General features: G+C 68.7%; 11 protein-coding genes and 1 pseudogene. 6 read left to right on the forward strand and 6 right to left on the reverse strand.

The features are described from left to right. Positions 1–681: pseudogene (locus VFE83_RS02295) on the reverse strand (propionyl-CoA--succinate CoA transferase); the annotation flags it as partial. A 154-nt stretch (positions 682–835) separates the two neighbouring features. Here VFE83_RS02295 and crcB point away from each other — a divergent pair. After that, positions 836–1213, forward strand: a complete 378-nt coding sequence (crcB, locus tag VFE83_RS02300) for a fluoride efflux transporter CrcB (RefSeq protein WP_324903256.1) — start codon at positions 836–838, stop codon at positions 1211–1213. 10 nt (positions 1214–1223) lie between these two features. On the opposite strand, the gene VFE83_RS02305 is transcribed toward crcB, so the two are convergent. Continuing rightward, positions 1224–1859 (reverse strand): response regulator transcription factor, encoded by a 636-nt coding sequence (locus tag VFE83_RS02305; RefSeq protein ID WP_324903257.1) that lies wholly within the window; start codon positions 1857–1859, stop codon positions 1224–1226. After that, positions 1856–2962 (reverse strand): sensor histidine kinase, encoded by a 1107-nt coding sequence (locus VFE83_RS02310; protein WP_324903258.1) that lies wholly within the window; start codon positions 2960–2962, stop codon positions 1856–1858. The genes VFE83_RS02305 and VFE83_RS02310 overlap by 4 nt, the downstream gene beginning before the upstream one ends. 154 nt (positions 2963–3116) lie before the next feature. On the opposite strand from VFE83_RS02310, the gene VFE83_RS02315 reads away from it, so the two are divergent. Next, complete coding sequence (locus tag VFE83_RS02315) at positions 3117–3830, forward strand: hypothetical protein (RefSeq protein WP_324903259.1); 714 nt, start codon at positions 3117–3119, stop codon at positions 3828–3830. A 131-nt stretch (positions 3831–3961) separates the two neighbouring features. Next, entirely contained in the window at positions 3962–5374 is a 1413-nt protein-coding gene (locus tag VFE83_RS02320; protein ID WP_324903260.1) for an FAD/NAD(P)-binding protein, read from the forward strand. Positions 5375–5776: 402 nt separating this feature from the next. On the opposite strand, the gene phhA is transcribed toward VFE83_RS02320, so the two are convergent. Next, complete coding sequence (gene phhA / locus VFE83_RS02325) at positions 5777–6670, reverse strand: phenylalanine 4-monooxygenase (RefSeq protein WP_324903261.1); 894 nt, start codon at positions 6668–6670, stop codon at positions 5777–5779. Between the two features lie 123 nt (positions 6671–6793). Here phhA and VFE83_RS02330 point away from each other — a divergent pair, with 123 nt between their 5' ends. After that, positions 6794–7270, forward strand: a complete 477-nt coding sequence (locus tag VFE83_RS02330; RefSeq protein WP_324903262.1) for an Lrp/AsnC family transcriptional regulator — start codon at positions 6794–6796, stop codon at positions 7268–7270. 4 nt (positions 7271–7274) lie between these two features. Here VFE83_RS02330 and fabR read toward each other — a convergent pair whose 3' ends face one another. Next, on the reverse strand, positions 7275–7928 hold the full coding sequence (gene fabR, locus VFE83_RS02335) for an HTH-type transcriptional repressor FabR (RefSeq protein ID WP_324903263.1): 654 nt from the start codon (positions 7926–7928) through the stop codon (positions 7275–7277). Positions 7929–8030: 102 nt separating this feature from the next. On the opposite strand from fabR, the gene VFE83_RS02340 reads away from it, so the two are divergent. Together VFE83_RS02340 and VFE83_RS02345 are read left to right on the forward strand one after the other, a co-directional pair. Continuing rightward, the gene (locus tag VFE83_RS02340; protein WP_324903264.1) at positions 8031–9128 is read left to right on the forward strand and encodes a ferredoxin reductase; all 1098 of its coding nucleotides are present in this window, start codon (positions 8031–8033) and stop codon (positions 9126–9128) included. Positions 9129–9139: 11 nt separating this feature from the next. Continuing rightward, positions 9140–10270, forward strand: a complete 1131-nt coding sequence (locus VFE83_RS02345; RefSeq protein ID WP_324903265.1) for an acyl-CoA desaturase — start codon at positions 9140–9142, stop codon at positions 10268–10270. 332 nt (positions 10271–10602) lie between these two features. Here the strand turns inward: VFE83_RS02345 and VFE83_RS02350 are convergent, their stop codons facing one another. Beyond that, on the reverse strand, positions 10603–11673 hold the full coding sequence (locus tag VFE83_RS02350; RefSeq protein ID WP_324903266.1) for a patatin-like phospholipase family protein: 1071 nt from the start codon (positions 11671–11673) through the stop codon (positions 10603–10605). Between the last annotated feature and the right edge of the window lie 264 nt (positions 11674–11937).

The raw sequence follows: 11937 nt of genomic DNA on the forward strand, positions 1-11937 counted from the left end.
GCGGTCGGGTGCGTCGGTCTCGACGATGGCGATGACCTTGGCCGGATCGCAGCGCAGGTACGGCTCGCCGATGCGGTCGTCCGGATGCACCAGCGGGATGGGCTTGCGGTTCGGCGGCAGCGCGGTGCCGTAGTACACGTCGTGCATGCCCTCCAGGCCCGCGGGCTGCCAGCGGTTGACCTCCAGGATCACCTTGTCGGCCTGGTCCAGCCAGGTCTTGTTGTTGCCCACCGACGACGATGGCACCAGGCGGCCGTCCTCGGTGATGGCGGTGACCTCGACCACGGCCACGTCGACCGCGCCGAAGAAACCGAACCACGTGTGCTGGGCGACGTGGCTCAGGTGCAGGTCGATGTAGTTCAGCTCGCCGGCGTTGATGCGGTCGCGCAGGTTGGGGTCGGACTGGTACGGCAGGCGCAGTTCGATGCCTTCGGCGCGGGCCAGCACGCCGTCCAGCTCGGGCGCGGTGGACGCGCCGGTCATCACCTTCACGCGGAACGGCTCGCCGCGCGCGTGTGCCTGCTCGATCTGTGCGGCCAGGGCCTGCGGGACGGCCTTGGGATAGCCGGCGCCGGTGAAGCCGCTCATGGCCACGGTCATGCCGGGACGGATCAGGGCGGCGGCCTGCTCGGCGCTCATGCGCTTCTCGCGCAGGCCGGCGTGACGGATGCGGTCGTTCATGGGAATGGATGGCTCGGGGGAAAGGGAAGTCTAGTGGTCGTCCGTGCCAGCCGGGTTCCGGCGCCGGCGCGCCGGCTTTGCCGCGGATGGCAGGCGGCATCGTGGCCGGGCCTGTGGCGGTTTAACCTGACTGCGCGCAATTCCGGAGTCCACCATGCTGAACTCGCTGCTCGCCATCGCCGTGGGTGCCACGCTGGGCGCCTGGGCCCGCTGGGGACTGTCGATGCTGCTCAATCCGCTGCATGCGAACCTGCCGCTGGGCACGCTGGCGGCCAACCTGATCGGCGGCTACTTCATCGGCGTCGCGGTCGCGGTGTTCGCGCAATGGCCGTCGCTGGCGCCGGAGTGGCGCCTGTTCGTGATCACCGGATTGCTGGGCGGGCTGACCACGTTCTCCACCTTCTCCGCCGAGGCCATCGCGCTGCTGCAGCGGCAGGACCTGGGTGCGGCCTTCCTGCTGATAGTGGCGCATCTCATCGGCTCGCTGCTGATGACGGCGCTGGGGCTGCTGACGGTACGCGCGATCGCCTGACGCGACTGGCCTAGATGACGCGCAGCGTGATCGCCTTGAGCACCGCGCGCGTACGGTCGCGCGTGCCCAGCTTCTCCAGGATCACCGACACGTAGTTCTTCACCGTGCCTTCGGCCAGGAACATCGCGCGCGCGATTTCCTTGTTGGAGTAGCCACCGGCCAGCAGGCGCAGGATCGCCACCTCGCGTTCGGTGAAGTGTTCGCGTGGCGCGTCCTGCGCGTGGTACTGGTAGCGCGCGCGCACCGGTTCGGTGCTCACCGGCTGCAGCAGCGCTTCGCCGCCGGCCACGCGCACGATGGCCTCGCGCAGGTCCTCGGGCGCGGCGTCCTTGAGCAGGAAGCCCTGCGCGCCGGCCTCGGTCGCGCGCAGCAGCAGTTCGCTCTCGTCGAAGGTGGTGAGCAGCAGCACCGGAGTGCGATCTCCGCGTTCGCGCAGGCGACGCAACGCCTCGATGCCGTCCACGCCCGCCATGCGGATATCGCTGAGGATCACGTCGACGGGCGTTCCGGCAAGACGTTCGAGCAGTTGCGCGCCATCCTCCGCTTCGAAGGCGACTTCGATGCCGTGGCGTTCGAGCAGCGCGCGCAGCCCCGCGCGGACGATGGCCTGGTCGTCCGCCAGCGCGATGCGGATCGGCGTGCTCATGCGGGCAGGCTCGCGTCGATGCGCAACGCTCCGCGTTCGGAGGTTCCCAGTTCGATGCGTCCGCCGGCGGCGGCGATGCGCTCGCGCATGCCGGACAGCCCGTTGCCTTCACGTACGGGCGAACTCACGCGGCCGTCGTCCTCGACGTGGATGCGCAGGCGACCGTCACGGCAGGCCAGCGATACGTGCACCACGTCCGCATCGGCATGCCGTGCGCTGTTGGTCAGTGCTTCCTGCACCAAGCGCAGCACCGCTTCGGCGATGGCCGGGTCGGTCACGCGCACGGAGTCCTCGATCTGCAGTCGCAGTGCCGGACGCGGCAACGGTGCGGCCAGCGCGCGCAGCGCGGTCGCCAGGTCCAGGCCCTGGTCGAAGCGCATCGCCTGCACGATGCTGCGGATGTCGGACAACAGCTCGCTCGACAGCTGCTGCGCGAGCGCGATTTCCTGCCGCCCGGCGAACGCAGGATCGGCCGCCAGCGCGCGCAGGTTCAGCGTCATCGCGGTGAGCTTGTGGCCAGCGACGTCGTGCAGTTCGCGCGCCACGCGCAGCCGCTCGTTGTCGCGCGCGCTGTCGGCCAGCAACGCGCGCGTGGCGAGCAGGTCGGCATTCACCAGCGCCAGCCGGTCGCGAGCGCGCTCGGCGCTGCGCGCGTAGTGCGTGGTCAGTGCGGCGAACGCCTGGAAGCCGATGTACAGCGTCAACTGGATGTGCGGCGACGAATGCCCGCCCGCCTGCAGCGCCATGTAGAGCGCCGTGTTGAGCAGCACCGCCAGCACCAGCACCGTGCGCGGCGAGTAGTCCATCGCCAGCTCGGCCACCAGCACCACCAGCAGGATCGGCGCGATGCCGGTGCGCGGCGCGATGGCGATCAGCGCGAAGGCGCAAGCGGCCTGCAACAGGTACGAGCCTGCGCGCAGCACGGGTCTGCGCGGAACCCAGTCCACTGCCAGTACGCCCAGCATGGTGGCGCCGAGCAGCGGCCAGATCAGCGCGCGCTGCGGTCCTTCCACTTCGTGCTGCAGGCCATAGCCCACCGCCAGCAATGTGAATGCGGCGGCGAGGTTGAGCGGCTCCAGGGCCTTGCGGATGCGTTCGTGCATGGGCACATGCTGCGACCGGCGCCGCGGCCCCGCAATGGCGCCGGCGCAGAAAGTGACTTCCGGCAGGTCGTGGCGATGACTGCGGGCACTGCGGCCGCGGGCAGCCCGGGCGCATCGTGGCGGCACGTTCGATCAACCCGGAAGGATCGCTGTCATGACCGCCTACAAGCTGCTGGTCGCCGTGCACGTACTGGTGGGCGTCGTCGCCCTGGTCACGTTCTGGACCGCCGGACTGCTGCGCAAGGGCACGCCTGCGCACCGCAACACGGGTCGCGTTTACCTGCTGGCGATGCTCGGCATCATCGTCACCGGCGCGCCGATGGCCGTCGCGCGCTGGATCGACGGGCACGTCGTGACAGCGGCGTTCCTGGGTTACCTGGTTGTCATCACGGCTACGGGCACGTGGGTATCGTGGCGCGCGGTGCGCGACAAGGCGTCGATCGAACGCTTCACCGGCCCCGCGTACGTGGCATTGGGCGTGCTGTCGCTCGCGTCGGGTGCCGCAGTGCTGGCGTTGGGATTGAAGAACGGAACGCCGCTGCTGATCGGCTTCTCCAGCGTCGGCCTGATCACCGGCGCGGACATGCTGCGTCGCCGCCTGCGTCGTGCGCGCTCCGCAACACCGCGCTGGTGGATGACCCAGCACTACACCGCGATGATCGGCAACGGCATCGCCACGCACATCGCGTTCCTCGGCATCGGCCTGCCGCGACTGCTGCCGTGGGCCAACGGCACCGTGCTGCATTACCTGGCGTGGTTCGGCCCTCTGGCGGTGGCGATCGTCGCCAAGGTGGTGCTCGATCGCCGCTGGAAGCCGCGGCCCGCGCGCAACGCGATGCCGCAGGCCGCACGGGCGCAGGGCGCGTGAAGACCAGATTCCGATCGGTTATGTCGCGCTGACGAACCGTTGCCTGCGAACGGCCGCTGCATAACCCGTCGTTTACTTCCGCGCGCGCGCGTTCGCCTACGAATAGGCGCACCACGACCGGGAGGTACGACATGCGCATCAGCATCATCGGCGCCGGATTCAGCGGTTGCGCCCTGGCCACCGAACTCGCCCGCGCCGCACCGGCGGGCGTGGACATCCAGCTGGTCGGCGTGGCCGACACGTTCGGGCGCGGCGTCGCCTACGGCGAGGCGCGACCGGAGCACCTGCTAAACGTGCGGGCGCGCGACCTGGGGGCCACCGCCGACCATCCCGGCGAGTTCGCCGACTGGCTCAACCTCACCGAGCGCGCCCGCACCAGCTTCCTGCCACGCCTGGTGTACGGCGAGTACCTGCACTCGCGGCTGCAGGCTGCGGCGCAGCTGTCGCTGGCGGCGTTCAACCGCATCCCGCAGGAAGCCATCGCCATCGAGCGCGATGGCCGCGATTTCCGCGTGCACCTGGCCGACGGCTCGGACTTCCTCAGCGATCGCGTGGTGCTGACCGTGGGCGCGCTGCCGCCGCAGCCCCTTCCCGGCATCGGCCCGCGCCTGGCCGTGCACCCCAGCTACATCGCGTGGCCGTGGCAGAACGGGCTGGACGGCGTCGGCGCCATCGATCACATCGCCACGCACCAGCGCGTGCTGATCATCGGCACCGGGCTGACGATGGCCGATGTCGTTGCGACGCTGCACCGGCGCGGCCATCGCGGGCCGATCACCGCGCTGTCGCGCCACGGCCTGCTGCCGCAACCGCATACCGAAGAACCGGCGGCGCCGATCGCGTTGCCGCCGACGGTGCTGCAGGCGATCGGTGCGCACGACCTTCGCCAGCTGGTGCGCGCGTTGCGGGCGCTCACGCCGATCGTGCCGGACTGGCGTTGCCTGGTGGATGCGTTGCGGCCGTACCTGCAGAACTTCTGGCGCGGATTGTCGTCGACGCAGCGCGCGCAGTTCCTGCGTCATCTGCGTTCGCACTGGGAAGTGCTGCGCCATCGCCTCGCACCGCCACTGTCGCGCGAACTCGAAGAACTGCGCACGCGTGGCCGGTTGCGCGTGCGTGCCGGACGGCTGCTGCGCGCGCGACGCATCAACGACGCGGTGGAAGTGCTGATCCGCGAGCGGGGCTTCGCCCATGCCAGCCGTGAGGAGTTCGACGTGGTGGTGCGCGCTACCGGATTCGACACCGACGTCGATCGCACCAGCCACCCGCTGGTGTCGCAACTGCGCGATTCCGGCCTGATCAGCGCCGACCCGCTCGGCCTGGGCATCGAGGCCTCGCCGCGTTTCGAGGCGCTCGACCGCAACGGCCTGCCGGTGCGCGGGCTCTACGCGCTGGGCCCGCTGTTGCGCGCGCAGCTTTGGGAGATCACCGCGGTGCCCGAACTGCGCGTGGCCGCGCGCACGCTCGCCCGGCAACTGCTCGATCAGGAGCGGCGCGCAAGTGCTGATGTGTTGCGCGGCATGGAGGCGCTGGCGCGGCCGTGATCATTCAATGACTACGACTGTCGGAACGCACATCAACATGGATTCCAGCTTTCGCTGGAATGACGGCGAAGGAGGCGGATGCGCTGCGGGCCTGGGTCTCGGCCTTCGCCGGGACGGCGGTTCAAGCCCCTCTCCCTGTGGCGACCGTAGGGAGTGCAGGGCTGAGAGGGGTTGGGGTGAGGGTCGGCGGAGTGGGGTCGGCGCAGGTCGCCATACTGTCGTGAGCGACAGGCTGCGCGTCGCCTTGCATATGTCACAGACCAAGATGGATTCCAGCCTTCGCTGGAATGACGGCGAAGGACGGCGATGCGCTATGGGCCTGGGTCCGGCCTTCGCCGGGACGACGCGGGAAGGCGTGTACCGATTCCCTATTCCCCATTTCCTATTCCCAGGCCCTAAGCCTCACACATCCCCGTCCGTCGCCCAGCCCTCGCCGGTGCCGCGGTGGAACACGGTGTCGGTACCCAGCACGCTGCCGGCCGGGATCGACTCCTGCTGCGCCAGCTTCGCGTAGATCGGGGTGAAGTCCGGGCGCGTGGCGTCCATCAGCTGCTCGTAGCTGTCGATGACGAAGTACGTCTTCTGGTACGTATCGATGCGATAGCGCGTGCGCATGATCCGCTCCAGGTCGAAGCCGATGCGGTTGGGCGCGGCGCTTTCCAGGCTGTGGATCGATTCGCTCTTCGACGAGACGATGCCGCTGCCGTAGATGCGCAGCCCGTCGTCCTGGCGGATCAGGCCGAACTCCACCGTGTACCAGTACAGGCGCGTCAGGTTGACCAGCGCCTCCGGGTCGATGCCGTGCGCCTTCACGCCGCCGCGGCCGTAGGCCTGCATGTAGTCGGCGAAGACGGGATTCATCAGCAGCGGCACGTGGCCGAACAGGTCGTGGAACAGGTCGGGCTCGGCCAGGTAGTCCAGCTGCTCGGGCTTGCGGATCCACCAGGTCACCGGGAAGCGGCGGTTGGCCAGATGGTCGAAGAAAGTCAGCTCGGGCAGCAGGCCTTCCACGCCGATCAGTTCCCAGCCCGTGGTCTTGCGCAGGGTGCGGTTGAGCTCGTCGAACTTCGGGATGCGGTCCGGGCTCATGCCCATCGCCTCCTGCGTCCGCAGGAACTCGTCGCTGGCCCGTCCGACCAGGACTTCGCGCTGGCGCTTGAACAGCGTCGCCCACACCTCGTGGTCGGTGGCGCTGTAGCTGGACCAGGGCTGCTCCACGACCGTGGTCGTATACACCGGCACATAGCCCTTGTCGGTGAGCTGGTGTTCCACGCGATTGGGGGTGCCGAGGTTCATGGCGGTGCTCCTGGGTCGAACTTCGACTCTAGCGATGGCCACGCGCAATAGGCTTGCGTTGTTGCTCGACTGTGCACACCAAGCGCAAGATCCTTGCGTATCGGAGAAACCAGGCGCAATTCCATGCCAGCCATCGACCTCGACCGTACCGACCTGCTGGTGCTTGCCGAACTGCAGCGCCACGGCCGCCTGACCAATGCCGAACTGGCCGAGCGGGTGCATCTGTCGGCCTCGGCCTGCCTGCGCCGGGTGCAGCGGCTGGAGCGCGAGGGAGTGATCGCCGGTTATCGGGCCGAAGTCGACCCCGAACGCTTGGGCCTCGGGCTGCAGGCCTTCGTCCGCGTGCAACTTTCCCGGCACGATGCCGACTCGGTCGCCGCTTTTCGCGACTTCGTGAACCAGTGGGACGAGGTCGTGGCCTGCCATGCGCTGACCGGCGACATGGATTACCTGCTGCAGGTCGTGGTGCAGGACCTGGAGCACTTCTCGCGCTTCCTGCTGGACCGGTTGCTCAACCAGACCGGCGTGGCCGACGTGAATTCCAGCTTCGTCCTGCGCACCGTGAAGGCGTTCGGCGGGATGCCGCTGCCCGGTCGATGACCGTCTAAAGGCCGGGTTCTGCCACCAACGTCCGCGATCCGGCAATGATCATGCGCGACATCAGGGTCAGTTCGCGGATCAGCTCCGGGTCTCGCTCGCGTGGCAGGTCCATCGCGGTGGCGCCCATCGCGAACACTAGGCGGGTGATCGCCTTGGCGACCAGCGCCGGCTCGCGCAGCACGATCCCCTGGGCCGCATTGATCTGGATGAGGCTGACACGCAGCTCTTCCTCGAAGAACCGCAGCTGACGCTCGACCGCCTGCTTGAAGGCGTCCGAGCCTACCGTGCCCTCGCGCAGCAGCACGTGCAGCAGCTTGTCGTCGGCGCGCAGCTGCTCCATGAACGCCTCGACGGCGCCGCGCACCGCGCTGCGGTCGGTCGCGGCGCGCTGGCGGGCCGCCTCGATGATCTTCTGCAACGAATGCCCGGCAAGATCGATCAGCGCCACCGCCAGCTCGTCCATGTCGCGGAACTGGCGATAGAAGCTGTTGGGCGCGATGCCGGCCTCGCGGGCGACCTCGCGCAGGCTCAGCGTGGACACGCTGCGATGCGGGCCAATCAGCTTGAGCGCCGCCGCCAGCAGGTCCTCGCGGGAAATGGTGGCCTTGCGCCCGGCGGCATGCTCGCCGTCGGCGTGGAGTTCGGTACGTGGGCTCACGTGAAGGTCGGCCGCCGGCGTGTGACAGGTTCCGCATCATAATGAAGCATTGCTATACAGTCGTATACACATCTGTCTTTGCGCCTGTATAGTGCCTGGGCGATGAACGTTACCGCTGCTGTCCCCCGCTCCCGCCCCGGCCGCCTGCGCCGGCTTGTCCGTGCCGTCGTGGCGCCGGACGTGTTCGATTTCTGGGCCGGTCGGGTCAACCGCACCTGGGCCTGGGAACGCCCGCTGGCGCGGATCGTCGAGCGCCGCGTGGAGTCGGCCGACGCCGTGACCCTGGTGCTCAAGCCCAACCGCCACTGGCGCGGCTTCCGCGCCGGCCAGCACGTCAACATCGGCGTGGAGATCGGCGGTGCGCGGCTGACCCGCAGCTACAGCCTCAGCGAGGCACCGCGCGCCGACGGCCGCATCGCCATCACGGTCAAGCGCATCGAGGGCGGGCGGATGAGCGCCCACCTGCACGACCGCGCCTGCGTGGGCGACGTGATCACCCTCGACCAGGCTTTCGGCGAGATGACCTGGCGCGAGGCCGACGGCGGCTGGCTGTTCCTGGCCGCCGGCAGCGGCATCACGCCACTGATGGCGCTGGTGCGCGAGCACGCCGCGCGCGGCATGCCGGTACCGCTGACCCTGCTGTACTGGGCGCGCACCCGCGAGGAACTCTGCTTCGCCGACGAACTGCTCAAGCTCTCGGACGCGCACGCCAACTTCGCCGTGCATTGCCTGCTGACGCGGGAAACCGACGGCGGCGAGGCACCGCAGGGCCGCATCGATGCGGCGCAGCTGTCCGCGCGCGTGCCGGACCTGGCGACGCGGCACGTCTATGCCTGCGGTCCGGGTGGCTTCGTCGAAACCGCGCGCACGCTGGCGTCCGGCGCCGCGCGCAGCTTCCAGGCCGAAGCCTTCACCCCGCTCCCGCAGGCGTTCGAGGACAGCGGCGAAGCGCAGGTCACCCTGCAGCGCAGCGGCCGCCAGCTCACCGTGCCGCGCGGCCAGTCGCTGCTGACGGCGCTGGAGGCGGCGGGCCTGAAGCCCGCATCCGGCTGCCGCATGGGCATCTGCAACACCTGCGCGTGCGGCAAGGCATCGGGCGTCACACGCGACCTCAACACTGGCGACGTCCAGGCCGAGCCGGTATCCGCGCTGCGCCTGTGCATCAACGCCGCCGCCGGCGACCTCGTACTCGACCTGTAATGAACCGCACCATGACTTCATCCCGCAGCCGTGCCCTCATCCCCGCCGAACTCGACCGCTTCGGCGAGGAGCTCGACGCATTGCGCGCGCGCACCGTTGCCACGCTGGGCCAGCGCGACGCCGACTACATCCGCCGCATCGTCGCCTGGGTCCGCTGGACCGAGGTCGCCGGCCGCGGCCTGTTGTACGTGGGCGCGTTCTCGCTGCTGTTCGCCCCGGCGCTGCTGTGGCCGCTGTGTGTGCTCGGCGCGCTGGTGCTGGGCCTGTCCAAGATCCTCGAGAACATGGAGCTGGGCCACAACGTCATCCACGGCCAGTACGACTGGATGCGCGACCCGCATCTGGACGGCAAGACGTACGAGTGGGACATCGTCGGCACCGCGGACAACTGGCGGCACACGCACAACTTCCGCCACCACACCTACACCAACGTGCGCGGCCTGGACGACGACATCGGCTACGGCCTGCTGCGCATCTTCCCGGAACAGCGCTGGCGCCCGTACTACCTGATGCAGCCGGTCATCGCGGTGGTGTTCGCGCTGCTGTTCGAGTGGGGCGTGGCCATCCAGAACCTCAAGCTGGGCCGCTGGATCCACGGCAAGGTCTCCAACCGCCAGATGTGGCGCATGTTCAAGCCGGTGGGCCGCAAGATGGCGCGCCAGCTGGCCAAGGACTACGTCGTGTTCCCCGCGCTGGCCGGCCCCTTCTTCCTGCCGGTGCTGCTGGGCAACGTGGTGGCCAACATCCTGCGCAACCTGTGGACGTACACAATCATCTTCTGCGGGCACTTCACCGCCGATGCGGAGACGTTTCCGAAGGAATGCGTACGCAACGAATCGCGCGGCCACTGGTACCTGCGCCAGCTGCGCGGCTCGTCCAACATCGGCGGCGGGCGACTGATCGACGTGCTCTCGGGCAACCTGAGCCATCAGATCGAACACCACTTCTACCCGGACGTACCGGCCAACCGCTACGCGGAAATGGCGGTGGAAGTGCGCAAGATCTGCGCCCGCTACGGCCAGCACTACAACACCGGCTCGCTGCCGCGCCAGTTCGGCGAAGTGATCTGGCGCATCGTGCGCCACGCCTTCCCGAGCCGTCCGCGCAGGACGGCGCCGCTTGTGGCGGCGGAAGCGGCGTGATGCTTTTAGCCCGTCCTACCCTCGGGAGAGGGGCTGGGGTGAGGGTAACGAAGCGAACGCATAAAAAAAGCCCAGTGCATCACTGCACTGGGCTTTGTGCTTTAAAGCGCCTCGCCTCGCGGCGACCGCAGGGAGTGCAGGGCTGAGAGGGGTTGGGGTGAGGGTCGGGACAAGCGAGCACGTTCGCATTTGCAGTGCACCTCGCTTTAGGTCTCAGAAGAAAAACCAGCGCGTGTTGGCACTTGGTGTGTCGATGCTCCCGCTTCGTTGCCCCTCACCCCAACCCCTCTCCCGACGGGAGAGGGGCTAAAAACCTGGCCTAGGCCAGAACCTCACCGCGAAATCACGCCCTGCTCCGCCAATGCCTTGCACTGCGGGTCGCGGCGCAGCTTCGACATCCACTTGCGGTCTTCCTCTTCGCAGAACGCGCGCAGGCGGGCCTGCTCGGCCTTGGCGTCGGCGGCGCGGCGTGCGGCGAGCTGTTCGTCCACGCGCGCCTTCTGCCATTGCGCGACCTTCGCGCGGATCTGCGGCATCGCCGCCAGCGCGGCGCGTTCGCCTTCCATGATGGCGTTGTTGCGCTGCTCGAAATCGGCGGGGCCGATCTCGTTGACGCTCGGTCGGATCACCACGTCGGCGCGCGCCAGCTCCTGCGCGCCCAGCTTCTGTCCCATGATGGTGATCGACTGGTTGATGTTGCCCAGCACACTGCCCGGATTCTTGCCGCTGGCCTTGCTGGAGATGTCCACGGCGATGACGAGGTCCGCGCCGAGCTGGCGCGCGGCGTCCACCGGCACGGGGCTGACCACGCCGCCATCGACGTAGTGGAACTTGCCGATCGGCACCGCTTCGAACACGCCCGGGATGCTGCTGGAGGCGCGCACCGCCTGGCCGGTGTTGCCGCGCACGAACACGGTGCGGTCGCCGGTTTCCAGGTTGGTCGCCACCGCGGCGAACGGCTTCTTCATGCGTTCGATGGATTTGCCGCCCACCAGCTGGTTCACGTAGTCCTGCAGCTTCTGGCCCTTCACCAGGCCGCCGGAGAACAGGCTGACGTCGCGGATCGACGCCTCGTCGAGCGCGAAGGCGGTCTTCTGCATCGCGAAGGCGTCCATGCCGCTGGCGTACAGCGCGCCGACCACGCTGCCGGCGCTGGTGCCGGACACCACTTCGGGCTGGAAGCCATTGGCTTCCAGCATCTTGATCACGCCGATGTGCGCGAAGCCCTTGGCCGCGCCGCCGCCCAGTGCGATGCCGATGCGCACCTTCGGCGCCGCCACGGGCGGCGCGACCACGACGTTCGACGGCGGCGTCGGCTTGACGGCTTCGCCGCCTCCGCAGGCAGCGAGCACGACGGCAAGGAAGGTCAGGAGCAGCGGGCGCAACGAGGGGGACGGCGTCATCGTAGGACGGAAAGCGGAGGCGATCAGCGGCGCAGCATACATGCGGATGGAGGCGGATTCCGTGCGCAGACGGCGGCCGCGCAGGGGTGCAGGCTGGCGTTCATTTCTGCGGTTCGTCTTCGCGGGTGAAAAGCGAATCCCCCTTGATCCCCCTTTTTCAAAGGGGGAAATGAAGCGGTGGCCCGGATGCACCGTACCTGCTCCCCTCCCCTGATGGGGAGGGGTCGGGGGAGAGGAGAGAAGCGCCGTCACGGTCCGGCGTCG

Origin of the sequence: Lysobacter sp., from assembly GCF_035655815.1 — a bacterium.
GTDB lineage: Bacteria > Pseudomonadota > Gammaproteobacteria > Xanthomonadales > Xanthomonadaceae > Lysobacter_J.

Excerpts from the sequence above, each read along its gene's own strand:
- VFE83_RS02315 (WP_324903259.1), top strand. The coding sequence starts at position 3,117 with ATGACCGCCTACAAGCTGCTGGTCGCCGTGCACGTACTGGTGGGCGTC.
- VFE83_RS02310 (WP_324903258.1), bottom strand. The coding sequence starts at position 2,962 with ATGCACGAACGCATCCGCAAGGCCCTGGAGCCGCTCAACCTCGCCGCC.
- VFE83_RS02340 (WP_324903264.1), top strand. The coding sequence starts at position 8,031 with ATGAACGTTACCGCTGCTGTCCCCCGCTCCCGCCCCGGCCGCCTGCGC.
- VFE83_RS02305 (WP_324903257.1), bottom strand. The coding sequence starts at position 1,859 with ATGAGCACGCCGATCCGCATCGCGCTGGCGGACGACCAGGCCATCGTC.
- crcB (WP_324903256.1), top strand. The coding sequence starts at position 836 with ATGCTGAACTCGCTGCTCGCCATCGCCGTGGGTGCCACGCTGGGCGCC.
- VFE83_RS02320 (WP_324903260.1), top strand. The coding sequence starts at position 3,962 with ATGCGCATCAGCATCATCGGCGCCGGATTCAGCGGTTGCGCCCTGGCC.
- VFE83_RS02330 (WP_324903262.1), top strand. The coding sequence starts at position 6,794 with ATGCCAGCCATCGACCTCGACCGTACCGACCTGCTGGTGCTTGCCGAA.
- VFE83_RS02345 (WP_324903265.1), top strand. The coding sequence starts at position 9,140 with ATGACTTCATCCCGCAGCCGTGCCCTCATCCCCGCCGAACTCGACCGC.
- VFE83_RS02350 (WP_324903266.1), bottom strand. The coding sequence starts at position 11,673 with ATGACGCCGTCCCCCTCGTTGCGCCCGCTGCTCCTGACCTTCCTTGCC.
- phhA (WP_324903261.1), bottom strand. The coding sequence starts at position 6,670 with ATGAACCTCGGCACCCCCAATCGCGTGGAACACCAGCTCACCGACAAG.